The following is a 26,057-nucleotide window of genomic DNA, read 5'->3' on the forward strand; positions in this document are numbered from 1 at the left end:
CGCACGCCAGACAACGCCCTCCGCGATGCCGTGGACTGCAGCAGGCCGGTCTCCGGGCTTGTGAGCGAGCCTCGCGGGCTAGCGCCGCGCCTTCCCATGCACGAAGCACAGTGGCAATAGAGCGGCGTTTGACTCACCTACCGTTGCGGGGGCAGCGCCGGATTCTGTACCGGCTTCCCTGTTTCACCTCGTACGCGCTTGGCGTCGGGCACCTGAAGCAAGGCGCGCAGGGTAGAGGCTGGCCGCCTCGCCCGTCAACGCCGGCGCGACTCAGTGGCGGGGGACGAAGCCGGCCGGCTTGCGCGCCAGCCACTCGACGAAGCCGCGCAAGCGCTCGTCGCCCAGCAACGCTTCGCGGCTGTTGTAGCTCAGTGCCAGCTCCTTCTCGCTGAACAGCCGGTGGATCTGGTTATGGCAGGCGCGACAGACCCAGAGCGTGGCCGTGATGCGTTCGTGGCGGGGATAGCGCTTCTGCACATAGGCCTTGTCGTGCAGGGCCTTGGGGATCAGGTGGTGACGGGTCAGCGCCACCGACCGCGCGCACAGTTCGCAGGCGTCGGGCTGGGGCGGCAGGCGGATGGCGTCGGCCACGGCGGCTCAGCGCTTGCGGCACAGGGTCAGGCCGTCGCCCAGCGGCAGCAGCGACAGCTCGACGCGCGCATCGTCCTTGAGCGCCCGGTTCAGCGCCTGAATGGCGCGGGTGTCGGCGCTGTCCGGCTGCGGCTGCAACACCCGACCGCTCCACAGGGTGTTGTCGAACAGCAGCAGGCCGCCCTGGCGCAACAGGCGCAGCGCCTGCTCCAGGTAGGTCGGGTAGTTGGCCTTGTCGGCGTCGACGAAGATCAGGTCGAAGTCGCCCTGCCCTTCACCCTCCAGCGCCGCCAGGCTGTCCAGCGCCGGGCCCATACGCCATTGGATACGCTCGGCCAGACCGGCCTCGGCGAAATAGCGGCGCGCGGTGGCGTGGTAGTCGCCGGGCAGGTCGCAGCAGATCAGCTGGCCCTGCGGCCCCATGGCATCGGCCAGGCAAATGGCGCTGTAGCCGGTGAAGGTGCCGACCTCGACGATCCGCCGCGCGCCGACCAGGCGCACCAGCAGGGCCATGAACTGGCCCTGCTCCGGGGCGATCTGCCAGCGCGCCTCGCTCAGCTGCGCGGTTTCCGCGCGCAGGCGGGCGAGCAGCGGCGACTCGCGCAGGGAGACGTCCAGCAGGTACTGGTAGAGCGCGTCGTCGAGCTGCAGGCTGCGCTGGGTCACGGATTGCGCGCCAGTTCGGGGGCGAGCACGCGCTTGGCGTCCAGATAGGCGCGCTGCCAGTAGCTGTTGTCCAGGCTGTCGAGGCGCACCGTGCCGCCCGAAGACGGCGCGTGGACGAAACGTCCCTCGCCGACATAGATGCCGGCATGGCTGACGCCGCGCCCGCCGTTGGTGGCGAAGAACACCAGGTCGCCGCTCAGCAGGGCGTCGCGGCGCACCTTGGGGCTGCGCATGGCGCTCAGCTCGCGGGTCGAACGCGGCAGGCTGATGCCGGCGGCGTCGCGGTAGACGTAGCCGATCAGGCCGCTGCAGTCGAAACCGCCGTCCGGGGTATTGCCGCCGTAGCGATAGGGCGTACCGACCAGGCCGAGGGCGCGGAACAGCACGTCATCGGCGCCGCCCTGGAACTGGCCAGTTGCTGGCGTGTAGCTGGGCTGGGGGGTGGGAGCGCGACTGCTGCAGGCACTCAGCAGCAGGGCGAGAACGAGCAGGGCAACACGGGTCGTGACGGGCATGAGCGAGGCGATCCTGAGCCTGGATGCGCCCTACTCTGCCGGCTCAGGACGAACGGCGCAACCCTGCGGGGCCGCGCCGCAAGCCATCAGGGATGACGCTTGGCGGCCTGCTCGTCGTCCACCGGGGCCAGGGCGAGGACGCGCTTGGCCTGCAGGTAGCTGCGATTCCAGTAGCTGTCGTCCAGGCTGTCGATGCGCACGCCGCCGCTGCGGCTGCTGCTGGAATGGATGAACTGATCGTCGCCGAGGTAGATGCCGGCGTGGCTGACGCGGCCACGGCCGCGGTCGTTGAACAGGATCAGATCGCCCGGCTCCAGGTCGGCGCGGGCCACCTTGGGCGCATCCAGGTTGATCAGCTCGCGGGTCGAGCGCGGCAGTTCCAGGCCGACTTCCTTGCGGAACAGGTAGCCGACGAAGCCGCTGCAGTCGAAGCCGGACTGCACCGAGTTGCCGCCGTAGCGATAGCGGGTGCCGACCAGCGAACGCCCGAGGTCGAGCAGGCTATCGGCCAGCTGCGGCATTTCGTAGGGTTTGTCGTCGATCAGCGCGGCCATCTCGTCCTCGGCAGGTTCGACCTGCTGAGCGACGGGCTTGACCGTGGGTTCGTCGAGCTGCGGCTGCGGCGCATGGCCGGCGCAGGCGGCGAGGAAGGCGATGAGTGCAAAAGGCACGAGGGGTGCGAAGCGTTTGGGCATGGGCACGACCGTGTCGGTTGAATTTACAAGTGCGCGACTATGCCCTCTATGCCGTCTATTTGCAAATTCTATCGCCCGAAATGTGACCCAGTAGTTCCGGCAAAACATCTAAGGCCCGCCCAGCCAGCCGTACATCCACCACGTCGCTGAGGTCAGTCAGCGTGGGGTTGATCTCCACGCTCAGGCCGCCGGCCTGGCGGGTACGCAGCACCGGCTCGACTATGTAGGGGAAACTGGCGCTGGTGCCGACGCTGAGCACCACGGCAAAGCCCTTGCGCAGCTCGCCGTAGAGGCTGTCGACGGCCGCCTCCGGAAGCATTTCCTCGAACAGCACCACGGGCGGACGCAACACCCCGCCGCACTGCCGACAGCGCGGCGGCAACGGCCGCTGCAGGTGCTCGGCCAATTCGCTGTCCTCGGCGCCGCAGGACTGGCAGTACAGCGGCGCCAGCTCGCCGTGGATCTCGATCAGACGCTCGCCGGGGCTGCCGGCGGCGCGGTGATAACCGTCGATGTTCTGCGTCAACACCCAGCAACCGGGCTTACGCCGTTGCAGCTCGGCGATGGCCAGGTGGCCGGCATTCGGCGCCGCGCCGAGGCAGGCCTTGCCCAGTTCGGCCAGGTACTTCCAGCACAGTGCCGGGTCGCGGCGCAGCATCGGCCCGGACAGCGCCGCCTCGATCGGCAGGCCCTCGGCGGTATGGCCGTTGTACAGCCCGCCGAGGCCGCGGTAGGTGGGCAGGCCGGAGTCGGCCGACAACCCCGCCCCGGTAATGACCAGAATGCGCTCGGCCTGCTCGATGGCCCGCGCGACTCGCCGCAGCGCCTCGTCCATGCCTTAGCCCAGGATCTCGCTGAGAGGAATGAACCGCAGGCTGTCGCCCTCCTCCAGCGTCGTCCCCTCCAGAACCTCGGCCAGCCCTTCGGCCCAGGCGGCGCTGCGCAGCACGCCGGAACTCTGGTTGGCGTAAGGCACCGCGCGACCTTGTTCCAGGCGCGCGCGCAGGTATTCGCGGCGTATGCCCGGCTTGTGCCAGGCGAATCCGGCCGGCACGACGAAGCCCAGCGGCTCGATGCGCTGCACGCCGAGACGCCGCAGCAGGTAGGGGCGCGCCAGCAGACCGAAGGTGACCAGGGTCGAGGCCGGATTGCCCGGCAGACCGATCACCGGCACGCCCTGGTAATGACCGAAGGTCAAAGGCTTGCCCGGCTTGATCGCCAGCTTCCACAGCGCCAGCTCGCCAGCCTCGCGCAGGGCCAGGCCGAGATAATCCGCCTCGCCCACCGAGACCCCGCCGGTGGACAGGATCAGGTCGACGTCGCCGAGCCTGCCGAGGGCCTCGCGCGTCAGCTCCAGGTCGTCCGGCAGGATGCCGGCGTCGACCACGGCGCAGCCCAGGCGCTGCAGCCAGGCGCTGAGCAGGCGCCGGTTGCTGTTGTAGATCTGCCCCGGGCCGAGCGCCTGGCCGGGCTCGACCAGCTCGTCGCCGGTCGACAGCACGGCGACCCGCGGCCGCCGCCGCACGCGCAGTTCGGCCGCGCCGAGGGAGGCGGCCAGACCCAGCTCGATCGGCCCCAGGCGCGTGCCGGCCGGCAGCACGCAGTCGCCGACACGGGTTTCCTGGCCGCGGGCGCGGACGTTCTGGCCAAGCCTGAGCGGCTGGCGAAAGCGCACCCGCCCGGCATCATCCAGCTCCACGTTCTCCTGCATTTCCACGCTGTCGGCGCCAGCCGGCAGCGGCGCACCGGTGAAGATGCGCGCACAGCTACCCGGCTGCAGCGGCAAGGGCGCCGTACCGGCCTGGATGCGCTGGCTGACCGGCAGCGCCTCACCGTGCCAGTCGGCCAGGCGCAGGGCGTAACCGTCCATGGCGCTGTTGTCCCAGGGCGGCAGGTCGAGTGCGGCGAGCAGCGGCTCGGCCAGCACCCGGCCATCGGCATCGGCCAGCGTGACGGTTTCCTGCTGCGCGATGGGTGCGGCCTCGGCCAGCGCCAGCAGGCGTGCCAGCGCCGCCTCCATGGGCAACAGGCCGGGCTGCTCGCAACCGCTCATCCGCGGCTCTCGCAGGCGGCCACCTGTTTCAGGTGGGGGACGAAATTGCAGGGACGATGCCGGGCATCCAGCTGCTCGCCGAGGATGCCGTCCCAGGCGGTGCGGCAGGCGTTGGTCGAACCCGGCAGGCAGCACACCAGGGTACCGTTGGCCAGGCCGGCCAGGGCGCGCGACTGGATGGTGGAGGTGCCGATATCGGCCACCGAGATCTGCCGGAACAGCTCGCCGAAGCCGTCCACCTGCTTGTCCAGCAGGCAGGCGACCGCCTCCGGCGTGCTGTCGCGCCCGGTGAAGCCGGTGCCGCCGGTGATCAGCACCACCTGCACGCCGTCGTCGGCAATCCAGCCGGCAACCTGGGCGCGGATCTTGTAGAGATCGTCCTTGAGCAGGACGCGCGCGGCCAACTGGTGACCGGCCGCCTGCAGGCGATCGACGAACAGTTGTCCCGAGGTATCGGTTTCCAGGGTGCGGGTGTCGCTGACGGTGAGCACGGCGATCTGCAGCGGCACGAACAGCGCCTCGGCCTTATGGTTCATGGCAGGCTTCCAATTGCGAGAGAATGGCCGGAGTTATATCACACCACCCGCCACCGGAGACGCCAGCATGCCCGCCTCGAACGCCCCACCACCCTGCTCCGTACTGCTGCTTGCCGGCGGCCGCGGCCAACGCATGGGCGGGCACGACAAGGGCCTGCTGGAGTGGCGCGGGCAGCCGCTGATCGCCTGGCTGCACGAGCTGGTACGCCCCTTGAGCGACGACCTGATCATTTCCTGCAACCGCAACGCCGAGCGCTACGCGCCCTATGCCGACCGCCTGGTGAGCGACCAGGACAGCGACTTCCAGGGACCGCTGGCCGGCATTCGCGCGGGCCTGGCGGCGGCGCGCCACAGCCAGCTGCTGGTACTGCCCTGCGACGCGCCGCTGGTGGATCGCCCGCTGCTCGACGCCTTGCTCGAACGCGCCGGTAGCAAACCGGCGGTGGTGCGCCAGGGGCAGTACTGGCAGCCGTTGTTCTGCCTGCTGCCGACCGCGTTGAGGGACGATCTGGAACGCGCCTGGCAGGCCGGCCAGCGCAGCCCGCAGCGCTGGCTCGACAGCCTCGCACCGACGCCGCTGGACTGCCCGCTCGACGATGCGCGCCTGGCCAACCTGAATACGCCGGAACTCCTCGCCGCCGCCCGACCCGACTGAGGCGCCGGGAAAACTCGGTGGAACTCGCACGCCGCTACTGCGTCTGAGCCTGGGTACATAGGTTGTATCACCCAAGGAGACAGACCATGACTCAACGGATCATCCCCGCCCTGCTTATCGCCCTCGGTTTCGCCGCACTGGCCGGCTGCGCCTCGCCGTCGGTGATCACCCTGAACGACGGCCGCGAGATCCAGACCGTGGACAAGCCCAAGTTCGACGAGGACTCCGGCTTCTACGAGTTCGAGCAACTCGACGGCAAGCGCGCCACCGTCAACAAGGACCAGGTGCAGACCGTCAAGGAACTCTGAATCGACGCCCCGGGCCTCCCCAGCGAGGCCCAGGCAGGCTGTGGGGTTGGCACGAAAACGGCCGCTGCGCTAAATTTTTTTCGGGCTAACCCCTTGTGCGGTAAAAGTTTTTCGGTAGAATACGGCTCATTCGGAGTGTAGCGCAGCTTGGTAGCGCGTCTCGTTCGGGACGAGAAGGTCGCAGGTTCGAATCCTGTCTCTCCGACCAAATCAAAAACCCGCCTTAACCGGCGGGTTTTTTTATGCCTGCGATTACCATCCCGCCTGCCGCCGGCCAACGCCTCAGCGAAGAAAGGCCACCACCTGCTCGCCGTCGAACGGCCAGTTCAGTTCGGCGCCGGTGTCGCAACGACGCAGCACCGGGATACGCAGGCCGTATTGTTCGACCATGCCCTCGTGCTCGGCGATATCGATCAGCTCCACCAGCAGGCCGTTCTCGACGAACGGCATGAGCAGCGCCTCGGCCACCTCGCACAGGTGGCAGCCCAGGGTTCCGAAGAGTTGGCATTCCGGCGTCATGTGCGCACCTCACTGTCGGCAAGGTGCGCAGTTTAGCACCGACGCGAATCAGCTCGCGGCCGCGCCCTCGCCGAGCTGACCGGTGAGCAGCGCCTGCAGGCCGTCGAGCAGGCTGCGGTTGAGGCTGTCGGCCTTCTCCAGGCGCGGCAAGTCGAAGCGCTCGTCGAGCGAGAAGCCGCCCTTGAGCAGGTCCTTGAGCAGGCCGCCGGCGTCCTGCGCCAGGCCTTCGGCGCTGCGCAGCGCCTCGAGCAGGCCCTGGGCATAGTTCTGCAGGTCGCCATTGACCGCGCTGGCGCCCTGCCCGGCCACGGCGCCATAGGCATCGGTGGCCTGGCGCACGCTGGTCTGGGTCAGGCGCAGGGACATCGAGGCCAGTTGCTCGCCGTCCATTTCCAGGGCCATGGCGCGGTCGAAGGCGCCGGCCAGGTCGCCGGCGTAGAACTGGTTGGACAGCTCCTGCACCTGACTGAAGAGCTTCTCCAGCGCCTTGACCTCGTCGGCATCCAGCTCGCCTTCGACGCTCACCTGCCAGCCGCCGATCTGCAGGCTGCCGGACTGGCTGCTGGCCGTCACGGCCGTGCCGCTGCCGTTGCTGGCGGCGGCGAAGCTGCTCTGCGACCAGCTGGCCGAAACCTGCGCCACGGAGATGCGCAGGCGGTCGCCGTCGCGGGTGGTAACCGAAAGGTCGAAGGTTTCCGCCAGGGCGCTGAAGCGCTCGCTGTAGCCGGCCAGGGCGAGCGAGCCCGACGCCGGTGCGGCAGCGCCGAAGCGCCGGTCGAGATCGCCGAGGCCGTCCTGGATACGCTGATAGGTATCGTCGATATCGCCGGCCACCTTGCCGGCCAGCACGCCCATGCCGTCGAGAATCTTGCGCGCTTCGGCGAAGCCCTTCTCCACGCCTTCGCGTGCCTGGCCGAGGAGTTTCTCCAGCTTGGCCGGATCGGCACCCGCCGCAGCCTCGCTCTGCAGGCGCTGTTCGATAAAGCCGAGGATGCGCCCGGCGACCTTCTCGGGAGTGAAATCGTCCTGTTTGCCACTCAGCGCGCCGGGCTGCAAACCAAGCTTGTCGGCCAAGCGGTTGGCCAGAACGGACTGCGCATCGGCCGCATTGCTGCGCGGCGACGGCGATTGAGCGGCTTGGGCGGCGCGCGAGGCGGAAGGGTTGAGCGAGGCCAGGCTGTTCATGGCAAGGTACCGGGGCAGGACATCTGCCGGGTTAACGGCCGCCGCTGCGCAAGCTTTAGTCGCACACGACCAACGGTCTGCCAGTCAATGCCCCGCCGCCTGCAGCAGGCGCACGGCCGCCGCCCGCGCCTGGCGCGCCTGATCGCCCGGGCCGTAGACATGGGCCATGCTCAACGCTCCCTCGAAGAGAAACTGCAGCTGCGCGGCGAGCGCGTCGGCATCCGTCGCCCCCAGAGCCTGCAGCGCACGACGGAAGTACTCGAGCAAGACGCGCTTGTGCGCCGCCGCCTGGCGGTGGATGGGGTGCGCGCGGTCGTGAAACTCCGCCGTGGCATGGAGGAACAGGCAGCCACAGAAATCCGCCTCGCCGAGCAGTTGCTGCAGCCCGTCGAACGTCGCCAGGATCGCCTCGCGCGGCGCCAGACCGGCCAGGGCCGCCTGCATGCGCGCACCGAGCTGCTCGTGCTGCAGCTGCAGGGCCGCGAGAATCAGCTCGTCCTTGGACTTGAAGTGCTTGTACAGGGTCATCTTCGCCACCCCGGATTCGGCCAGGATGCGGTCGATGCCGGTGCCGTGGTAACCCTCGCGGTAGAACAGCTGCAGCGCGGTGGCGAGCAGCTGTTCGCGTTTGTTCGAAGCCATGTGCAACCTCCAGAGGCGGCCATTATGCGCAAGGTGCGGCAAAGGTCGACCGCGGCGGGGAGAAAATCCTCGCTTGAAATATACAGACCTGTCTGTCTAACATCCATTCACCCCAGCCCTGTAGCATTCGCCATGACGCGGTTCGAACTCAACCTGCCCGCCAACGGTTACCAGGCGCGCTCGTTCGCCAGCCTGATCGGCCGCGCGCTGCTGCGCCGCGCTACCCCTGAACGGCGGCATGATCAGTCCCTTCCCGCCCCCAAGGACAGCGAACCTGTGCGCCGCTACCGCTACGCCTTCGCCCTGCTGCTGGCCGGCCTCGCGTTCGGCGCCCAGGCCGAGCTGCGCCTGAGCCTGGTCAAGACCTCCGCGACCACAACCCTGGACGCCTTCACCGTGGCCGGCGGCAAGTGGACGCAGAGCGCTACCGCCAACCATGTGGCGGTGCTGATCGAGCACCATGCCGCCACCCTGCTGTTCGACACCGGCCTCGGCCGCCAAGTGGACCGCCAGTTCGCCGAGATGCCCTGGCACAGCCGGCAGCTGATGCAGTACGGCGCGGTGCGGCCGGTGCGCGACCAACTGCAGCGCGACGGCATCCGCGTCGATCGCATCCTGCTGTCCCACGCTCACTGGGATCATGCCTCGGGCCTGGCCGACTTCCCCGAAGTGCCGGTCTGGGCGCCCTACGCGGAAATCGAGTTCAGCCGCATCGCCGCACCGCCGGCGATCCTGCCCAGCCAGTTCGAGCACGGCGTGCGCTGGGTGCCGTACGACTTCGCGCCGCAGCCCTTTCTCGGCTTCGCCGAGAGCCTGGATCTGTTCGGCGACGGCGCCCTGGTGCTGGTGCCGCTGCGTGGCCACACCCCCGGCTCGGTCGGCCTGTTCGTCACCCTCGAGGACGGTCGCCGCCTGTTCTTCACCGGCGACGCCAGCTGGCGCCTGGAGGGCTTCACCGGACCGCGGGAGAAGTTCTGGATCAGCCGCCGACTGGTCGATCACGACCGCGTCGCCACCACCGACGTCCTGCAGCAGGTGCACCGGCTGATGCAGCAACAACCCGAGCTAAAGGTGCTGCCAGCGCACGATGCGCTCGCCCAGCAGGCGCTGCCGGTCTACCCGCAGTGGCTGCAATAGGCGGCCAGGCGCCAGCTACCGCTCGTCCGTCCAGACTAAAGTCTTACAGTCGACTCGCCACTGAAATGCTTTATTTCACAACGCCGTAACTGGCCGGTCACATCGTGGCCGACCCAACTATAAGAACGAGGAGACAACAATAATGAGTAAGACTCCCCTCGCCCGCGCCGTGGCCCTCGCCACGCTGGGCGCCAGCCTCACCCTGCCAGGCATGGCTCAGGCCGACTTCATCGGCGACAGCAAGGCCAGCCTGGAGCTGCGCAACTTCTATATGAACCGCGACCTGCGCCATACCACCTCGGCGCAGCAGTCCAAACGCGAAGAATGGGCCCAGGGCTTTATCTTCAAAGCCGAATCCGGCTTTACCGAGGGCACTGTGGGCTTCGGCCTCGACGCCTATGCCGGTCTGGGCGTGAAGCTCGACTCCTCGGACGAGCGCGCCGGCACCAACCTGCTGCCCAATGCCTTCGGCGACGAGGGCCCGGGCGAGTATTCCGAGGCCACCGGAGCAGCCAAGGTCAAGATATCCAAGACCGTCGCCAAGGTCGGCGGCATGATGCCGAAGCTACCCAGCGTCTCTTCCAACGACGCGCGCCTGCTGCCGCAGACCTTTCTTGGCGGCCATCTGACCTCCAACGAAATCGACGGCCTGACGCTGCATGCCGGCCAGTTGAAGGAACAGAACCAGCGCGACTCCACCAATTTCGAAGACCTCAGCGTCAATGCAGGTGGCGGCATTCGCGGCTTCACGTTCAACGGCAAGGGCAACGTCGGCGATGACTTCAACTTCGCTGGTCTGTCCTATCAACTGACCAAGGACCTGACCGCCAGCTACCACTACGGCGAGCTGGAAGACCTGTACAAGCAGCACATCTTCAACCTGGTCCATGTCCTGCCGATCGCCGACAAGCAATCGCTGAAATCGGACGTGCGCTATGCACGCACCACCGACGACGGCCACAGCAATATCGACAACAAGTCCTTTGGCGCCATGTTCACCTACGCCCTGGGTAGCCATGCGTTCGGCCTGGGCTACCAGAGCATGAGCGGCGACACCGGCTACGCCTACATCAACGGCACCGATCCTTTCCTGGTCAACTATGTGCAGATCGGCGACTTCGCCAACAAGGACGAAAAATCCTGGCAAGTGCGCTACGACTACAATTTTTCCGCCTTCGGCCTGCCGGGTCTGAGCTTCATGACCCGTTACCTCAACGGCGACAATATCGACCGCGGCCCCGGCGTCTCGGACGGCAAAGAGTGGGAGCGCAACATGGACATCACCTATGTCGTCCAGGAAGGCACCTTCAAGAACCTGGGCTTCAAGTGGCGCAACGCTACCCTGCGTTCCGATGCCCTGGGCGAGCTCGACGAAAACCGCCTGATCGTCAGCTACACCATCCCGCTGATGTAAGGCCGCCTGTGAGCCCCCAAGCGCCGCGACTCCGCTTACGGAGTCGCGGCGTTTTTGCTGGTCTGGGCGTTCGCCTAGGCTCAGATCGACGCGGAGGACGATTCGATGGACAGCGACTACCAACCCCTGGCCTGCGACCTGTACGACTACCTGGAAATCGCCTGCCTGCACCGCTACCGCCTGGAGATCGAACTGCTCGACGGCACGCGCGTGCACGGCCAGGCGCTGACCACCGAGACCACGGCGAGCAAGGAGGAATTTCTGCTCCTGCGCTGCGCCGATGGCGAGCGGCGCCTGCGCCTGGATCGCCTGCTGGCGATCACCCCGCAGGACGACGGGGCGAGCTTCGGTCGGGTGCTGTTGGGCGGGGCGCGCTGCTGAGCGGAGCAAGCCGTAGGGTGTCGCGGGGCCGCCCAGGCCATGCGCACCTGCCTCACGGCATTGTCGGTGCGCACGAAGTACCCTAGGTGGTTACCACATCAGGTCGTCGGGAATCTGGTAGGCGGCGTAGGGGTCGTCGGCGTCCGGCGCTTCGACATGGGTGTTGAGCAGGACGATGCGCGAGGGATCGCGCTCCTGGATCTTCAGCGCCGCTTCGCGCGGGATCACCTCGTAGCCGCCGCCGTGGCGGACGATGGCCAGCCAGCCGTTGGACAGCTTGTTGCGCATCAGGGTGTTGACCGCCAGGCGCTTGACCTTCTTGTCGTCGACGAAGTTGTAGTAGTCGTCGCCGTCCAGCTTGGGCAGGCGCGAACGTTCGATCAGCTGCTTGATCTGCGCGGCGCGGGCCTTCTGCTCGGCTTTTTCCTGCTGCTGGCGATTGAGTTCCTGGTCGCGCGCGGCCTTCTCGGCCTGGGCCTGCAGCGCGGCCTGGCGGGCGCTGTCGTCCAGTTCGGCCTGGCCCTTGTGCGCCAGGCGCTTCTGCTTCTGCTGCTGCTTGCCAACCTGCTTGGCCTGTTTTTCGTTGACCAGGCCGGCTTTGAGCAGCTGGTCGCGCAGGGAAAGACCCATGACTAGAGATCCCGAACATGATTCAGTTGCAGCGGCGCCGAGCCCTCGGCGCCGCCGGTCGAAGGTGCCCAGCATAAGGGCTAAGCGGCCGCGGCTCCAGCCCGAAAGCACCGCGTAGCCCGGACGCAATCCGGGAACGGCGTGCCGAGCAATCCCCCGGATTTCATCCGGGCCACCTCGGTTCAGCACCCCGGCGTCTGCTTCTCGAGCTTCTTCGCCTCGCCCCACAGGGCGTCCAGTTCCTCCAGCGAGCAGCCGTCCAGGCTGCGGCCGGCCTCGCGCACGCTCTGCTCGATAAAGCGAAAGCGCCGCTCGAACTTGCCGTTGGCCGCGCGCAGCGCGCCTTCCGGGTCGACCTTGAGATGCCGGGCCAGGTTGGTGACGACGAACAGCAGATCGCCGATCTCCTCGGCCACCGCCTCGGCATCGTTCTCGCTCATGGCCTCGAGCACTTCGTCCAGTTCCTCGCGCACCTTGTCCACCACCGGCAGCGCGTCCGGCCAGTCGAAGCCGACCTGGGCGGCGCGCTTCTGCAGCTTGGCCGCGCGGCTCAGCGCCGGCAGCGCGGCGGGCACGTCGTCGAGCAAGGACAGCTGCTCGGGCGCGGCGGCCCTCTCGGCGCGCTCCTCGGCCTTGAGCTCCTCCCAGCGCTGCTTGACCGCCGCCTCTTCCAGCTTCGCCGCATCCGGTGCGCCGTACAGGTCGCCGTCGACGAACACGTGGGGGTGGCGGCGAATCAGTTTGCGGGTGATGCCGTCGACCACCCGGGCAAAGTCGAAGCGCCCCTCCTCACGGGCCAGCTGGCTGTAGTAGACCACCTGGAACAGCAGGTCGCCGAGTTCGCCCGGCAGGTGCTCGAAATCGCCGCGCTCGATGGCGTCGGCCACCTCGTAGGCCTCCTCGAGGGTATGCGGCACTATGCTCGCGTAGCTCTGCTTGAGGTCCCAGGGGCAGCCGTGCTGCGGGTCGCGCAGGCGGGCCATCAGATGCAGCAGGTCGTCGAGTCGGTACATGCAAGCTCCTGGACTGCAAGCCACAGGCTTCAAGCCGCAAGAAAGCGCCGAGTGCCGCTGTTCAGTTGCTGCTTGAAGCTTGCCGCTTGAGGCTCAATTGGCGCGGTGGCGGCGCGCCTCGATGATATTGGGCAACTGGCTGATGCGCGCCAGCAGGCGGCCGAGAGCGTCCAGGCCGGGGATCTCCACGGTGATCGACATGGAGGCGGTGTTGTCCTCCTTGTTCGAGCGGGTGTTGACCGCCAGCACGTTGAGCTTCTCGTTGAGCAGCACCTGGGTCACGTCGCGCAGCAGGCCGGAGCGGTCGTAGGCCTTGATCACGATCTCCACCGGATAGGTCTGCACCGGCGCCTCGCCCCAGCTCACCTGGATGATCCGCTCCGGCTCGCGGGCGGCCTGCTGCAGCGCCGTGGCGCAATCCTGGCGGTGGATGGTGACGCCGCGACCGAGGGTGATGTAGCCGACGATCGGATCGCCCGGCAGCGGCTGGCAGCAGCCGGCCATCTGCGTCAGCAGGTTGCCGACGCCCTGGATCTGGATGTCGCCGCGCTTGCCCGGCTTGAAGCCCTGGGCCTTGCGCGGGATCAGCTCGAGCTGCTCGCTGGCGCGCTCCGGCTCCACCAGCTGCTGGGCCAGGTTGACCGCATGGGCCAGGCGCACGTCGCCGGCGCCGAGCGAGGCGAACAGATCCTCGGCGGTCTTCAGGTTGGCCTTCTCCGCCAGCTTGTCGTAATCCACGTGCGGCAGGGCCAGGCGGCCCAGCTCGCGTTCGAGCATGGTCTTGCCGGCGGCGACGTTCTGGTCGCGGTCCTGCAGCTTGAACCAGTGGACGATCTTCGCCCGCGCGCGGCTGGTGGTGACGTAACCCAGGTTGGGGTTGAGCCAGTCGCGGCTGGGCGAGCCCTGCTTGCTGGTGATGATCTCCACCTGCTCGCCGGTCTGCAGGCTGTAGGTCAGCGGCACGATACGCCCGTTGATCTTGGCGCCGCGGCAGTTGTGGCCGATCTCGGTGTGCACGCGGTAGGCGAAATCCAGCGGCGTGGCGCCCTTGGGCAGGTCGATGGCGTGGCCGTCGGGGGTGAACACGTAGACCCGGTCCGGCTCGATGTCGACGCGCAACTGCTCGGCCAGGCCGCCGATATCGCCCAGTTCCTCGTGCCACTCGATGACCTGGCGCAGCCAGGAGATCTTCTCCTCGTAGTGGTTGGAACCGGACTTGACGTCGGTGCCCTTGTAGCGCCAATGCGCGCAGACCCCCAGCTCGGCCTCCTCGTGCATGGCGTGGGTACGGATCTGCACCTCCAGCACCTTGCCCTCCGGGCCGAGCACCGCGGTGTGCAGCGAGCGGTAGCCGTTCTCCTTGGGGTTGGCGATGTAGTCGTCGAACTCCTTGGGAATGTGCCGCCACAGGGTGTGCACGATGCCGAGCGCGGTGTAGCAGTCGCGCACCTCCGGCACCAGCACGCGCACCGCGCGCACGTCGTAGATCTGGCTGAACTGCAGGCCCTTGCGCTGCATCTTGCGCCAGATCGAATAGATGTGTTTGGCCCGCCCGCTGATGTCGGCCTTGATCCCGGTGGCCTCCAGCTCGACGCGCAGCTGGCTCATCACGTCGTTGATGTACTGCTCGCGATCGAGCCGCCGTTCGTGCAGCAACTTGGCGATCTGCTTGTACTGCACTGGCTCCAGGTAGCGGAACGACAGATCCTCCAGCTCCCATTTGATATGGCCGATGCCGAGACGGTGGGCCAGCGGCGCGTAGATGTCGAACACCTCGCGCGCCACGCGCTGGCGCTTCTCCTCGTCGGCCTCCTTGACCGCGCGGATCGCGCAGGTGCGCTCGGCCAGCTTGATCAGCGCCACGCGCACGTCGTCGACCATGGCCACCAGCATCTTGCGCAGGTTCTCCACCTGCGCCTGCGAACCGAGCACCAGGGAATCGCGCGGGTTGAGCGAGGCGCTGATCGCCGCCATGCGCAGCACGCCCTCGATCAGTTTGGCCACCACCGGGCCGAAGCGCTGGTGCACCGCGGCCAGGGTCACCTTGCCCTCGCGCACGCCGCGGTAGAGCACCGCGGCCACCAGCGAGTCCTGATCCAGCTTGAGATCGGCGAGGATCTCGGCGATCTCCAGGCCGACGCGGAAACTGGAGGTGCCCTCGACCCACAGGTTCTGCGTGGGATTGGCCTGTTGCTCGACATCGCGGGCGAATTCGCAGGCCTCCTTGAGGGCCTCGCGATCCAGCGCCGGATCGACACTCGCGGCATGGTCGAGCCAGGCCTCGAGGTTGATGCTGCCGTCGTCGTTGATCGGCTGGTGCGCTCTCACCTGAACCATCGTCTTACCTTCCCTACGGCGCGCCCACGGTGCGCCGAGCAGTCGCCGGCTTCTACGAGCCGGTCGGATTAACTGAAAGCATGCGCGTCCTGCGCATCCCTCGTGCCCTGGGCCACAGCCTAGGGTTTCTCAAACAGGGCCATGGCCTCGACATGCGCGGTCTGCGGGAACATGTCGAGAATCCCGGCACGGCGCAGGCGGTAGCCCTGCTGCGCCAGCTCGGCGGCGTCGCGCGCCAGAGTGGTCGGGTTGCAGGAGACATAGACCAGGCGCTGCGCGCCCAGCGCCGTCATCCCGCGCACCGCCTGCAACGCGCCGTCGCGCGGTGGATCGAGCAGCACCGCGGCAAAGCCGCCGGATGCCCAGGCCTCGTCGACCAGCGGCTTGGACAGGTCGGCGCGGAAAAAGTGCGCGTTGTCCAGACCGTTGCCGGCGGCGTTGGCCGCGGCGCGCGCGACCATAGCCTCAACGCCCTCCACCGCCACCACCTCGCCGGCCTGACACGCCAGCGGCAGGGCGAAATTACCCAGGCCGCAGAACAGATCCAGCACCCGTTCGCCAGGCCGCACAGCCAACCAGTCTAGCGCCTGGGCGACCATCGCCTCGTTGACCGGACCGTTGACCTGGACGAAATCCCCCGGCCGATAGGCCAGTTGCAGCTGCCAGCGCTGCAGGGCAAAGCCCAGCTCGGCGCCGGCGGCATCGGCCTGCGGCTCGCCCTCGCCATGCAGCCACAGCTGCGCGCCGTGCTCGGCGCAGAAGCCGCGCAGCAGCGCCAGATCGGCTTCGTCGAGCGGCGCGGTATGGCGCAGCAACAACGCCTCGGCGCTGCCGCTGAACAGCTCGACATGGCCCAGCGCCTGCGGCTTGCTCAGCTGCCGCAGCAGCGCCGGCAGGCCGCGCAGAATCGGCTGCAAGGGCTGTACCAGCACCGCGCAGTGGTCGATCGCGACTATCTCCTGGCTGGCCTCGGCGCGAAAGCCGACGTCCAGTTGGCGCGCCTTGGCGTCCCAGCGCACGGCGATGCGCGCGCGGCGGCGATAGGCGAATTCCGGCCCCACCAGCGGCGCCGCCCACTCGTCCGGCTGCACGCCGCCGAGGCGCGCGAGTTGCTCGGCCAGGGTGCGCTGCTTCAGGGCGAGCTGATCGGCATGGGGCATGTGCTGCAGGCTGCAGCCGCCGCAACGCCCAGCATGCGCGCAGGGCGGCTGACGCCGCGCCGCGCTGGGCGCGAGGATGCGCTCGGCGCGCGCCTCCACGGTCTGGCTGCGCGCGGCCAGTACCCTGGCCTCGACACGCTCGCCGGCCAGGGCGCCGCTGACGAACCAGGTGCGCCCGCCGTCGAAGGCGATGCCGCGACCGTCGCCGGCCTGGCGCTCGATGCTCAGTTGCTGCTTCTTGCCCACCGGCACCTGGGGGGCGCGGCTGCCGCCACTGGGTTGAAAGCGCAGGCCGGAGCTGCGTTTGGCCATGGCTTAGTGCTCTGCCGCGGGTTCGTCGTAGACGCCGGTGGACAGGTAGCGGTCGCCGCGGTCGCAGATGATCGCCACCATCAGCGCGTTCTCCACCTCGCGCGACAGGCGCAGCATGGCCGCCACCGCACCGCCGGAGGACACGCCGCAGAAGATCCCCTCTTCCCGCGCCAGGCGACGCATCACGGTTTCCGCCTCGACCTGGGCCATGTCGATGACGCGGTCGACGCGCTCGGCCTGGTAGATCTTCGGCAGGTATTCCTGCGGCCAGCGACGGATGCCGGGGATGGCCGAGCCTTCCTGCGGCTGCAGGCCGACGATCTGCACCGCCGGGTTCTGCTCCTTGAGGTAGCGCGACACGCCCATGATGGTGCCGGTGGTGCCCATCGAGCTGATGAAGTGGGTGATGCGCCCGCCGGTCTGCTGCCAGATTTCCGGGCCGGTGCCGACGTAATGGGCCTCGGGGTTGTCGCCGTTGCCGAACTGGTCGAGCACCTTGCCGCGGCCGCCGCGCTGCAGGCTCTCGGCCAGGTCGCGGGCGCCTTCCATGCCGTCTTCCTTGCTCACCAGCACCAGCTCGGCGCCGTAGGCGGTCATCGCCGCCTTGCGCTCGGCGCTCATGTTGTCGGGCATGATCAGCATCATCTTGTAACCCTTGATCGCCGCCGCCATGGCCAGGGCGATGCCGGTGTTGCCGCTGGTGGCCTCGATCAGGGTGTCGCCGGGCTGGATGTCGCCGCGCAGTTCGGCACGGGTGATCATCGACAGCGCCGGACGATCCTTGACCGAACCGGCCGGGTTGTTGCCTTCCAGCTTGACCAGCAGGGTGTTGGAGGTGTCGCCCGGCAGGCGCTGCAGGCGCACCAGCGGGGTGTTGCCGACGCAATCGGCGATGGTGGGAAAGTGCAGGGTCATGGGTCGCTCGAATCCGGACTGCCGCGAAGGGCCATCATGATACGCCTAACCCGCGACGGCATCACGCCATGCTGTCGCGCGAGACGCTACGCAGGGCGCGCGAGGCGTCCGGACTCAGAGCCTGCTCAAAGGCTCGCGAGCTAGAGCAATGCGAGGCGCTACGTTAGTAACAGCCTTCGGCTTGTCAAAACAGGCGAGGAACGGCTGGGGTCGCAGGCGACTTTACGGGCTGTAAATGAGCATTACTCGCTCCGCTCGCCCCTACGGGGCCGCACTAAAGTGCGTTAGCCACAAGCGGCTTGCCGAGCCTGTTTTAAACGCAGCAGTGCCGACGCGCAGCAGCCTTTGAACAGGCTCTCAGGCGGCCGGCAGCTGAAAATGCACGCATAGCCCGGGCGCACCGTTCTCCGCCCAGATGCGCCCGCCCTGTCCGGCGATGGCGCTGCGGGCGATGCTCAGGCCGAGGCCGAAACCGCCGTCGCCGGGGCGCGAACCGTCGAGGCGGGTGAAGGGCAGGAAGATCGCCTCCAGCTGCGTCTCGGCCACGCCGGGGCCCTCGTCGCTCAGCCACAGGTGCCAGCCGGCGCCCTCGCGGCGCCCGCCGAGACGCACCGTGCCGCCGGCCGGCGAATGGCGCACGGCGTTGCGCAGCACGTTCTCCAGGGCCTGGGCCAGGGCGTTGAGGTTGCAGTGCAGGCGACAGTCGCCCGACACCTCGTAGCGCAGTCTGTCGCCGGACCAGCCGCTCTCGAAGCGCACGTTCTCTGCCAGCACGTCCCACAGCGCGGCCAGCTCGACCTGCTCGGCGGTCAGCCGCGGGCGCTCGGTATCGAGCCAGGCCAGCTCCAGGGTAGCGGCCACCAGGCGCTGCATACCGTCGACCTCCTGCAGCACCCGCTGGCTCAGCTGCTCGGCATCCAGGCCGCTCTCGCCGGCCACCCGCAGGCGGCTGAGCGGAGTGCGCAACTCGTGGGAGACGTCGCGCAGCAGCTGACGCTGCAGCGACACCGTGGCCTGCAGGCGCTCGGCCATATGGTCGAAGGCGCGGGCCAGCTCGCCCAGCTCGTCGCGGCGTCGTGCCACGCCGCCGGCCCGCGCGCTGAGGTCGTCGGCGTGCAGGGCGTTGGCCTGACGCCGCAGTATCGCCAGGGGTGCAATGAGCAGGCGATAGAGCAGCAGGCCGAGCAGCACCGCGAGCACAGCCGGCACTATCCGCTGCAGCAGCAGGTTCCACAGTTCGAGGTGCTGGCGCGGGTTCAGCCGCTGGGGCAGGTTCATCACCAGCCGCGATTCGCCGTCGCTGAACGGCACATAGAAGGTCGGCGTACCGCCGGGTCGCCCCACCAGCCAGTCGAGGCGGCGCACGAAGTGAAGCCGCGCGCGCTCGTCCTCGTCCAACGGCTGCGACGACAGGGTGCGCTGCTGCCCGTCGACCACCACCGCCCAGACCTGTTCGCGCTCGCGCAGACGCGCCAGGAAGGCGTCGATCCCACTCGTTCCCGCATCGCGCCAGGCGGCCTCGGCCTCCTGGCCATAGGCACGCAATACCGCCTGGGTCGATGCCGGCAGACGCGAGGTGGCCTGGATGAACAGGCGCTCCAGATCGACATGCAGGCTGACCAGCAGCAGGCAGAACAGCGCCAGCGCGCCGGTCAGCTTCCACAGTAGCGAGTGCCGTCCCGGCAGCCTCATGCGCCCGCCCGCACCAGCACGTAGCCCCGGCCCCACACCGTTTCTACCCGGCCGCCGTGGTAGCCGATGCTCTGCAGCTTGCGGCGGATATGGCTGACGTGCATGTCCAGGCTGCGGTCGTGCTGGGCGTAGCCGCGGCGCAACGCCTGCTGATAGAGGAAGGGCTTGCTCAGCGCCTCGTCGCGGTGGCGCCAGAGCAGCTCCAGCACGCGGTACTCGCTGGGGGTCAGGCCCGCCCAGTGGCCGGCCAGGGCCACGTCGCAGCGGCCCTCGTCGAAGCACAGGGCGTCGGCCGATTCGCGCGGCAGCTGCTCGCGCCGCTCGTAGGCGACCCGGCGCAGGATCGCCTCGATGCGCACGCTGAGTTCGCCGAGGCTGAACGGCTTGGGCAGGAAGTCGTCGGCGCCCTGGCTGAAGCCGGCGATACGATTGGGCTCGTCGCCCAGCGCCGACATCAGCAGCACCGGCACACCGCGCCGCCGGCGCAGTTGCTGCAGGGCGTCCAGGCCATTGGTGCCGGGCAGCAGGATGTCCATCAGGATCAGGTCGAAGTCCTCGCTCTCGGCCAGACGCAAGCCCTCGCTGCCGTCGCGGCTGAGGGTGACATGATAGCCGCAGCCCAGCAGGTGGGTCTGCAAATGGCTGGCGAGCAGCGGGTCGTCTTCGACGGCGAGGATGCGGGCGGCGGGAAGGGCAGAGGACAGCATGGCGAACGACCGACAAGACGAATGCGAACAATTCTACCTATTAAACCCGGGCCACTCACCTACAGATTCCTCGCCAGCGAATCGCTACACTGCCCAGACGTCTTAGAAGGAGACCAGGCGTGTTCAAGGAACTAGGCATCAAGGGCCGCGTGCTGCTGCTCACCCTGCTGCCCACCAGCCTGCTGGCGCTGGTGCTCGGCGGCTATTTCACCTGGGTGCAGCTGTCCGGGCTGCAGGCGCAGCTGCTGCAGCGCGGCGAGATGCTGGTCGAGCACCTCGCGCCGCTGGCCGCGCCGGCCCTGCAGCAGCAGAACAAGCCACTGCTCGAACGCATCGCCCGGCAGTCGCTGGAGCACCCGGACGTGCGCGCGGTGCGCTTCCTCGCCGCCGAACGCGCGCCGCTGGCGCATGCCGGGCCGAGCATGCTCAACCCGGTGCCGAACGACCAGCCCGGGCTCAGCCGCCTCAGCGGCCAGGACGCCACGCGGTTCCTGCTGCCGGTGTACGACCAGCACCTGGCCCTCAGCGACGACGCAGGCGACGAGCACAGCGCCGCGCTGCTAGGCTGGGTCGAGCTGGAACTGTCGCACCAGGGCACCCTGCTCAGCGGCTACCGCAGCCTGTTCGCCAGCCTGCTGCTGATCGTCGGCGGCCTCGGCGTCACCGCCCTGCTGGCCCTGCGCATGAGCCGCAGCATCAACGGCCCGCTGCGCGCGATCAAGGCCGGAGTCGCCCAGCTCAAGGACGGCCACCTGGAAACCCGCCTGCCACCGTTGGGCAGCGTTGAGCTGGACGAGCTGGCTGCCGGCATCAACCGCATGGCCGAGGCCCTGCAGAACGCTCAGGAAGAATTGCAGCACAGCATCGAGCAGGCCACCGAGGACGTGCGGCAGAACCTGGAGACCATCGAGATCCAGAACATCGAGCTGGACTTCGCGCGCAAGGAGGCCCTGGAGGCCAGCCGCATCAAGTCCGAGTTCCTCGCCAACATGAGCCATGAGATCCGCACTCCGCTCAACGGCATCCTCGGCTTCACCAACCTGCTGCAGAAGAGCGAGCTGAGCCCGCGCCAGCAGGACTACCTGGCGACCATCGAGAAGTCCGCCGACAGCCTGCTCGGCATCATCAACGAGGTGCTCGACTTCTCCAAGATCGAGGCCGGCAAGCTGGTGCTCGAATCCATCCCCTTCAACCTGCGCGACCTGCTGCAGGACACCCTGACCATCCTCGCCCCCGCCGCCCACGAGAAGCAGCTGGAGCTGGTCAGCCTGATCTACCGCGACACGCCGTTGGCCCTGCGCGGCGACCCGCTGCGGCTGAAACAGGTGCTGACCAACCTGGTGAGCAACGCCATCAAGTTCACCCGCGAAGGCACCATCGTCATGCGCGCCATGGTCGAGGACGAGAGCGCCGACCGCGCCCAGTTGCGCATCAGCGTGATGGACACCGGCATCGGCCTGTCCGACGAGGACCTGCGCGCGCTGTTCCAGGCCTTCAGCCAGGCCGACAACTCGCTCAGCCGCCAGGCCGGCGGCACCGGCCTGGGCCTGGTGATTTCCAAACGCCTGATCGAGCAGATGGGCGGCGAGATCGGCGTCGACAGCACGCCGGGCGAAGGCTCGGAGTTCTGGATCAGCCTGACCCTGCCCAAGGCCCGCGACGACGCGGAAGATCTGCCGCGCGCGCCGCTGCAGGGCCGCCGCGTGGCGGTGCTGGAGAGTCACGAGCTGGCGCGCCAGGCCCTGAGCCATCAGCTGGAGGACTGCGGCCTGGAAGTGGAAAGCTTCGCCGACCTGGGCCAACTGCTCGACGCCGTGGCCAGCCAGCAGCAGCGCGAACGCCCGCTGAGCCTGGCGGTACTCGGTATCACCGCCGCCCAGCTGCCGGCCGATGCCCTCGGCCAGCGCATCTGGGACCTCGACCGCCTCGGCTGCAAGGCCCTGGTGCTGTGCCCGACCACCGAGCTAGGGCTGTTCCACGAATCGCTGCCCGATGCCTACACCCAGCTGCAGGCCAAGCCACCGTGCACGCGCAAACTGCACAAGGCGTTGATCGAACTGGCCTGTCCGCAGCGCCCGGCCAGCGAGCCCACCGGCCGCAAATCCTCTGCGTCGACGACAACCCGGCCAACCTGCTGCTGGTGCAGACCCTGCTCGACGATCTGGGCGCCCAGGTCAGCGCGGTGGACAGCGGCTATGCCGCCATCGACGCGGTGCAGCGCGGCAGTTTCGACCTGGTGTTCATGGACGTGCAGATGCCCGGCATGGACGGCCGCCAGGCCACCGAGGCGATCCGCCAGTGGGAAAGCGAACAGGGCCGCAGCGCCACGCCGATCGTCGCGCTGACCGCCCATGCCCTGGCCAACGAGAAGCGCCTGTTGCTGCAGAGTGGCATGGACGACTACCTGACCAAGCCGATCAGCGAACGCCAGCTGGCCCAGGTGGTGCTCAAGTGGACCGGCCTGAGCCTGCGCAACCAGCCCGCGGCGAAAGCCGTCGAGGTGGCCGCCAGCTCGGCACAGCCGCAGGTGCTCGACGCCGAGGAAGGCCTGCGCCTGGCCGCCGGCAAGGCCGACCTCGCCGCCGACATGCTGAACATGCTGCTGGCCGGGCTGCCCGGCGACCGCCAGGCCATTCGCCAGGCTCGCGACGCTGGCGAACGCACGGCACTGATCGAACGGGTCCACCGCCTGCACGGCGCCACCCGCTACTGCGGCGTGCCGCAGCTGCGCGCCGCCTGCCAGCGCAGCGAAACCCTGCTCAAGCAGAACGACCCGGGCGCCCAGCGCGCCCTCGACGAACTGGATGCGGCCATCGCCCGCCTAAGCGAAGCCGCGGCGCAAAGCGCCTGAGGAGCCCGCATGCGCATCTGCCTGTTCAGCAGCAAGCCCTACGACCGCGACAGCTTCCTCGCCGCCGCGCGCCCGGACGCTTGGCAGCTGCAGTTCCACGAGACACGTCTGACTGCGGCCAGCGCGGCGCTGGCAGATGGCTGCGAGGTGGTCTGCGCCTTCATCAACGACGAACTGTCGGCGCCGGTGCTGGAGCGTCTGGCCGCCGCCGGCACGCGGCTGGTCGCCCTGCGCTCGGCCGGCTACAACCATGTCGACCTCAAGGCCGCCGAACGCCTGGGGTTGTGCGTGGTGCGGGTGCCGGCCTACTCGCCGCATGCGGTGGCCGAACATGCGGTGGCGTTGATCCTGGCGCTGAACCGGCGCATCCATCGCGCCTTCAACCGCACCCGCGAGGGCGACTTCTCCCTGCACGGGCTGACCGGTTTCGACCTGCACGGCAAGACCGTCGGTGTGATCGGCGCCGGCAAGATCGGCCAGGCCTTCGCCCGCATCATGGCTGGCTTCGGCTGCAGGGTGCTGATCCATGATCCCTTGCCGCTCGCCGGGCTCGATGCCATCGGCGCGCGTCAGGTGCCGCTCGACGAGGTCATCGGCCAAAGCGATATCCTCAGCCTGCACTGCCCGCTGACCGCCAGCAGCCACCACCTGATAGACGCCGCGCGCCTGGCGCAGATGAAGCGCGGCGCCATGCTGATCAACACCGGGCGCGGCGCTCTGGTCGACACCCCGGCGCTGATCGGCGCGCTGAAGAGCGGTCAGCTCGGCTATCTGGGCCTGGACGTCTACGAGGAAGAGTCCGAACTGTTCTTCGAGGACCGCTCCGACCTGCCGTTGCAGGACGACGTGCTGGCGCGCCTGCTGACCTTCCCCAACGTCATCGTCACCGCCCACCAGGCCTTCCTCACCCAGGAGGCGCTGGCCGCCATCGCCCGCACCACCCTGGACAATATCGCCGCCTGGGCCGCCGGCAGCCCGTGCAATGAGGTCAAGGCCGGCGCGTGATAGCATGCCGGCTGATCCGGAGGACCCATGGCCGAACACGATTTCCGTTATTCCCTGCTCAATCCCCAACACACCCTCACTGAGTGCCGCGCCCTGGCGCCGGGCCGCTATCAGGTCACCGGCAACGGCGGCTCGATCCAGGCCAGCGACAGCCTGCTGGTCACCCTCAAGGGCAGCCGCGACCTGCATATGCGCCTGGAGGTAGAGAAGGTCCGCCACCTGATCAACCCGCCCGGCCAGTGGCTGGCGGTGTGCAAGGGCCCGCAGTTCAAGGAGCTGGCCATCCACAACTGGCAGGTGAACTGCGACGGCTGCGGCAAGCAGCTGGACTTCGAGTTCGCCGTCGACGCGGCCCTCGGCAAGTCGGCGCAAGCCCCCGCCGCCGAGGCCCGCATCCTCGAACTGGGCTGGCGCAACGAGGCCGGCCGGCACCTGTGCCCCGCCTGTCGGGAGGCCTGAAACCATGCATCGCGCCCTGCCCCTCGCCCTGCTCGCAGCCGCCCTGGGCGGCTGCGCCAGCGACGCACCGCAACTGGAGACCGAACGCAGCTACCGGGTGGAGTGGATCGGCGAACGCCCGCTGATCGACCGCAGCCACCTGAGCGTCACCTTCGCCGCCGACGGCCGCGCCCACGGCCATGCCGGCTGCAACCACTGGTTCGCCGGCTATGAACTCGAGGGCAATGCGCTCGGCTTCGCCCCCACCGGCAGCACCCGCAAGCAATGCGCACCGGCGTTGATGGAGCAGGAACGCCGCTTTCTCGACGCCATCGGCCAGGTGCAGCGCTGGGACTTCAACGCCATCGGCCAGTTGCAGCTGTGGCCGGCCAGCGGCAAGCCGATCCGCCTCTGGCCTGAATGACGGCGTAGCCCGGATGCAATCCGGGGCGGTTGCCCGAAGGCCATGCCCGAGTTGATTGCTGCACAGGGTCGCAGTAGCGGATTGATCCGCGAAATTCGCGGCTGAAGCGGTGCGCCGCCCGGCCGCTCCTGCAAAGGTCAGATCGGAGCATCGACAGATAGCGCGCAAAGAGCCCCCGGATTGCGTCCGGGCTACGCAAACAGCTCCAGTTGCTCCTGCCGCCCTCGCAGGTCATGCAACCTGACGCCAACGCCGAGCAGCCGTACCGGCTTGTCGCCACGCGCGAAAGCGTTGCTCAGCAACAGTCGGTAGCTCTCCAGATCGCGACTGGCGCCGGCCTGCTCCAGGGTGGTCTGGGTGAAGTCGTGGAACTTGACCTTGACGAAGGGTTTGTCCGGTCGGTAGCTGGCGTCCAGCCGCTGCAGACGCCCGTTCATCTCCTCCAGCAGCGCCGGCAGCTTATCCAGGCAAGTTTCAAGATCGGGCAAATCCTGGTCATAGGTGTGCTCGACGCTGAGCGACTGGCGACGGCTATCCACCTGCACCGCGCGCTCGTCGATGCCACGGGCCAGGCCCCACAAGCGCTCGCCGAAACTGCCGAACTCGCGCACCAGCGCCAGCTTGTTCCAGTCACGCAGATCCAGGCAGGTGCGAATCCCGAGGCGCGCCAGCTTGTCCGCGGTGACCTTGCCGACGCCATGCAGCTTGCTCACCGGCAGCGCCGCGACGAAATCCTCGACCTGATCGGGCGTAATGACGAACAGCCCATTGGGCTTGCGCCAGTCGCTGGCGATCTTGGCCAGGAACTTGTTCGGCGCCACGCCGGCCGACACCGTGATGCGCAGCTCCTGCGCCACGCGCCGGCGGATCTCCTGGGCGATGCGCGTGGCGCTGCCGGCGAAGTGCGGCGAATCGCTAACGTCGAGATAGGCCTCGTCGAGCGACAGCGGCTCGATCAGATCGGTGAACTGGCGAAAGATGCCGTGAATCTCCCGCGAGACCGAGCGATACACTTCGAAGCGCGGCTTGACGATCAGCAGGTCAGGGCACAGCTTCAGCGCATGCCGCGACGACATCGCCGAACGCACGCCATAGGCGCGCGCCTCGTAGTTGCAGGTGGCGATCACCCCGCGGCGATCCGCCGAGCCGCCCACCGCCAGCGGCCGATTGGCCAGGCTCGGGTCGTCGCGCATCTCTATGGCCGCGTAGAAGCAGTCGCAGTCAATGTGGATTATCTTGCGCACGACATCCTCGAAAGCCTTGCCCGGCCTGGCCT

Annotated in this window: 26 protein-coding genes, 1 tRNA gene, 1 pseudogene and 1 riboswitch; of the genes and pseudogenes, 10 read left to right on the top strand and 18 right to left on the bottom strand. The window is 68.2% G+C overall.

Features of this window, described 5'->3' with window-relative positions; all coding sequences use genetic code 11:
• Positions 1 to 26 precede the first annotated feature (26 nt).
• A riboswitch (cobalamin riboswitch) is annotated at positions 27 to 231 on the bottom strand.
• A gap of 39 nt (positions 232 to 270) precedes the next feature.
• The 7 genes from ACW9UL_RS15170 to moaB all read right to left on the bottom strand — a co-directional run bounded on the left by ACW9UL_RS15170 (position 271) and on the right by moaB (position 5,056).
• On the bottom strand, positions 271 to 591 hold the full coding sequence (locus tag ACW9UL_RS15170; RefSeq protein WP_021445724.1) for a hypothetical protein: 321 nt from the start codon (positions 589 to 591) through the stop codon (positions 271 to 273).
• 6 nt (positions 592 to 597) lie between these two features.
• Positions 598 to 1,257, bottom strand: a complete 660-nt coding sequence (locus tag ACW9UL_RS15175) for an O-methyltransferase (RefSeq protein WP_457787520.1) — start codon at positions 1,255 to 1,257, stop codon at positions 598 to 600.
• Positions 1,254 to 1,772 carry a C40 family peptidase gene (locus ACW9UL_RS15180; RefSeq protein ID WP_457787521.1) on the bottom strand — a complete coding sequence of 173 codons (519 nt, stop codon included), beginning with the start codon at positions 1,770 to 1,772 and terminating at the stop codon, positions 1,254 to 1,256. Before ACW9UL_RS15180 ends, ACW9UL_RS15175 begins: the two co-directional genes overlap by 4 nt.
• 86 nt (positions 1,773 to 1,858) lie before the next feature.
• The gene (locus ACW9UL_RS15185) at positions 1,859 to 2,467 is read right to left on the bottom strand and encodes a C40 family peptidase (protein ID WP_457787522.1); all 609 of its coding nucleotides are present in this window, start codon (positions 2,465 to 2,467) and stop codon (positions 1,859 to 1,861) included.
• 55 nt (positions 2,468 to 2,522) lie between these two features.
• Positions 2,523 to 3,302, bottom strand: a complete 780-nt coding sequence (locus ACW9UL_RS15190) for an NAD-dependent deacylase (protein WP_457787523.1) — start codon at positions 3,300 to 3,302, stop codon at positions 2,523 to 2,525.
• A gap of 3 nt (positions 3,303 to 3,305) precedes the next feature.
• The gene (locus ACW9UL_RS15195) at positions 3,306 to 4,520 is read right to left on the bottom strand and encodes a molybdopterin molybdotransferase MoeA (protein WP_397496947.1); all 1,215 of its coding nucleotides are present in this window, start codon (positions 4,518 to 4,520) and stop codon (positions 3,306 to 3,308) included.
• Positions 4,517 to 5,056: a molybdenum cofactor biosynthesis protein B gene (gene moaB / locus ACW9UL_RS15200; protein ID WP_021445718.1), complete on the bottom strand. Its 540-nt coding sequence runs from the start codon at positions 5,054 to 5,056 to the stop codon at positions 4,517 to 4,519. Before moaB ends, ACW9UL_RS15195 begins: the two co-directional genes overlap by 4 nt.
• Before the next feature lie 67 nt (positions 5,057 to 5,123).
• On the opposite strand from moaB, the gene mobA reads away from it, so the two are divergent.
• The 3 genes from mobA (at position 5,124) to ACW9UL_RS15215 (ending at position 6,227) form a co-directional block, all read left to right on the top strand.
• Entirely contained in the window at positions 5,124 to 5,711 is a 588-nt protein-coding gene (gene mobA, locus ACW9UL_RS15205) for a molybdenum cofactor guanylyltransferase MobA (protein ID WP_397496949.1), read from the top strand.
• Positions 5,712 to 5,797: 86 nt separating this feature from the next.
• The gene (locus tag ACW9UL_RS15210) at positions 5,798 to 6,019 is read left to right on the top strand and encodes a YgdI/YgdR family lipoprotein (RefSeq protein WP_021445716.1); all 222 of its coding nucleotides are present in this window, start codon (positions 5,798 to 5,800) and stop codon (positions 6,017 to 6,019) included.
• 131 nt (positions 6,020 to 6,150) lie between these two features.
• Positions 6,151 to 6,227: transfer RNA gene (locus tag ACW9UL_RS15215), tRNA-Pro, on the top strand.
• Between the two features lie 74 nt (positions 6,228 to 6,301).
• On the opposite strand, the gene ACW9UL_RS15220 is transcribed toward ACW9UL_RS15215, so the two are convergent.
• The 3 genes from ACW9UL_RS15220 to ACW9UL_RS15230 all read right to left on the bottom strand — a co-directional run bounded on the left by ACW9UL_RS15220 (position 6,302) and on the right by ACW9UL_RS15230 (position 8,365).
• A complete protein-coding gene (locus ACW9UL_RS15220) occupies positions 6,302 to 6,538 on the bottom strand; it encodes a glutaredoxin family protein (protein ID WP_021445715.1) in 237 nt (78 codons plus the stop codon).
• Positions 6,539 to 6,586: 48 nt separating this feature from the next.
• On the bottom strand, positions 6,587 to 7,723 hold the full coding sequence (locus ACW9UL_RS15225) for a DUF5610 domain-containing protein (RefSeq protein ID WP_457787524.1): 1,137 nt from the start codon (positions 7,721 to 7,723) through the stop codon (positions 6,587 to 6,589).
• Between the two features lie 84 nt (positions 7,724 to 7,807).
• Complete coding sequence (locus ACW9UL_RS15230) at positions 7,808 to 8,365, bottom strand: TetR/AcrR family transcriptional regulator (RefSeq protein WP_457787525.1); 558 nt, start codon at positions 8,363 to 8,365, stop codon at positions 7,808 to 7,810.
• 132 nt (positions 8,366 to 8,497) lie between these two features.
• Here ACW9UL_RS15230 and ACW9UL_RS15235 point away from each other — a divergent pair, with 132 nt between their 5' ends.
• The 3 genes from ACW9UL_RS15235 (at position 8,498) to ACW9UL_RS15245 (ending at position 11,297) form a co-directional block, all read left to right on the top strand.
• Entirely contained in the window at positions 8,498 to 9,502 is a 1,005-nt protein-coding gene (locus ACW9UL_RS15235) for an MBL fold metallo-hydrolase (protein ID WP_457787526.1), read from the top strand.
• A gap of 142 nt (positions 9,503 to 9,644) precedes the next feature.
• Positions 9,645 to 10,916: an OprD family porin gene (locus ACW9UL_RS15240; protein ID WP_457787527.1), complete on the top strand. Its 1,272-nt coding sequence runs from the start codon at positions 9,645 to 9,647 to the stop codon at positions 10,914 to 10,916.
• Positions 10,917 to 11,021: 105 nt separating this feature from the next.
• The gene (locus tag ACW9UL_RS15245) at positions 11,022 to 11,297 is read left to right on the top strand and encodes a Rho-binding antiterminator (RefSeq protein WP_457787528.1); all 276 of its coding nucleotides are present in this window, start codon (positions 11,022 to 11,024) and stop codon (positions 11,295 to 11,297) included.
• 90 nt (positions 11,298 to 11,387) lie between these two features.
• Here ACW9UL_RS15245 and ACW9UL_RS15250 read toward each other — a convergent pair whose 3' ends face one another.
• The 7 genes from ACW9UL_RS15250 to ACW9UL_RS15280 form a co-directional block, all read right to left on the bottom strand.
• Positions 11,388 to 11,927, bottom strand: a complete 540-nt coding sequence (locus tag ACW9UL_RS15250) for a DUF2058 domain-containing protein (protein WP_021442159.1) — start codon at positions 11,925 to 11,927, stop codon at positions 11,388 to 11,390.
• A gap of 182 nt (positions 11,928 to 12,109) precedes the next feature.
• Complete coding sequence (gene mazG, locus ACW9UL_RS15255) at positions 12,110 to 12,940, bottom strand: nucleoside triphosphate pyrophosphohydrolase (protein ID WP_457787529.1); 831 nt, start codon at positions 12,938 to 12,940, stop codon at positions 12,110 to 12,112.
• Between the two features lie 93 nt (positions 12,941 to 13,033).
• Positions 13,034 to 15,277, bottom strand: a complete 2,244-nt coding sequence (relA, locus tag ACW9UL_RS15260; RefSeq protein WP_457787530.1) for a GTP diphosphokinase — start codon at positions 15,275 to 15,277, stop codon at positions 13,034 to 13,036.
• A gap of 119 nt (positions 15,278 to 15,396) precedes the next feature.
• Positions 15,397 to 16,749 carry a 23S rRNA (uracil(1939)-C(5))-methyltransferase RlmD gene (rlmD, locus tag ACW9UL_RS15265; RefSeq protein WP_457787531.1) on the bottom strand — a complete coding sequence of 451 codons (1,353 nt, stop codon included), beginning with the start codon at positions 16,747 to 16,749 and terminating at the stop codon, positions 15,397 to 15,399.
• Positions 16,750 to 16,752: 3 nt separating this feature from the next.
• Positions 16,753 to 17,664, bottom strand: coding sequence for a cysteine synthase CysM (gene cysM, locus ACW9UL_RS15270; protein ID WP_457787532.1), 912 nt, complete (start codon positions 17,662 to 17,664; stop codon positions 16,753 to 16,755).
• 357 nt (positions 17,665 to 18,021) lie between these two features.
• The gene (locus tag ACW9UL_RS15275) at positions 18,022 to 19,356 is read right to left on the bottom strand and encodes a histidine kinase sensor domain-containing protein (protein WP_457787533.1); all 1,335 of its coding nucleotides are present in this window, start codon (positions 19,354 to 19,356) and stop codon (positions 18,022 to 18,024) included.
• Positions 19,353 to 20,063, bottom strand: a complete 711-nt coding sequence (locus ACW9UL_RS15280) for a response regulator transcription factor (RefSeq protein ID WP_457787534.1) — start codon at positions 20,061 to 20,063, stop codon at positions 19,353 to 19,355. Before ACW9UL_RS15280 ends, ACW9UL_RS15275 begins: the two co-directional genes overlap by 4 nt.
• Positions 20,064 to 20,182: 119 nt before the next feature.
• Here ACW9UL_RS15280 and ACW9UL_RS15285 point away from each other — a divergent pair.
• The 4 genes and pseudogenes from ACW9UL_RS15285 (at position 20,183) to ACW9UL_RS15300 (ending at position 24,781) form a co-directional block, all read left to right on the top strand.
• Positions 20,183 to 22,914 (top strand): annotated as a pseudogene (locus ACW9UL_RS15285) (response regulator).
• Between the two features lie 9 nt (positions 22,915 to 22,923).
• The gene (locus ACW9UL_RS15290) at positions 22,924 to 23,919 is read left to right on the top strand and encodes a 2-hydroxyacid dehydrogenase (protein ID WP_457787535.1); all 996 of its coding nucleotides are present in this window, start codon (positions 22,924 to 22,926) and stop codon (positions 23,917 to 23,919) included.
• A 27-nt stretch (positions 23,920 to 23,946) separates the two neighbouring features.
• On the top strand, positions 23,947 to 24,378 hold the full coding sequence (locus ACW9UL_RS15295) for a hypothetical protein (protein ID WP_457787536.1): 432 nt from the start codon (positions 23,947 to 23,949) through the stop codon (positions 24,376 to 24,378).
• A 4-nt stretch (positions 24,379 to 24,382) separates the two neighbouring features.
• On the top strand, positions 24,383 to 24,781 hold the full coding sequence (locus ACW9UL_RS15300) for an META domain-containing protein (RefSeq protein WP_457787537.1): 399 nt from the start codon (positions 24,383 to 24,385) through the stop codon (positions 24,779 to 24,781).
• Positions 24,782 to 24,972: 191 nt separating this feature from the next.
• Here ACW9UL_RS15300 and dinB read toward each other — a convergent pair whose 3' ends face one another.
• Complete coding sequence (gene dinB / locus ACW9UL_RS15305; RefSeq protein WP_457787538.1) at positions 24,973 to 26,025, bottom strand: DNA polymerase IV; 1,053 nt, start codon at positions 26,023 to 26,025, stop codon at positions 24,973 to 24,975.
• Positions 26,026 to 26,057 lie beyond the last annotated feature (32 nt).

The sequence above is a fragment of the Pseudomonas sp. PL-6 genome (assembly GCF_054110165.1).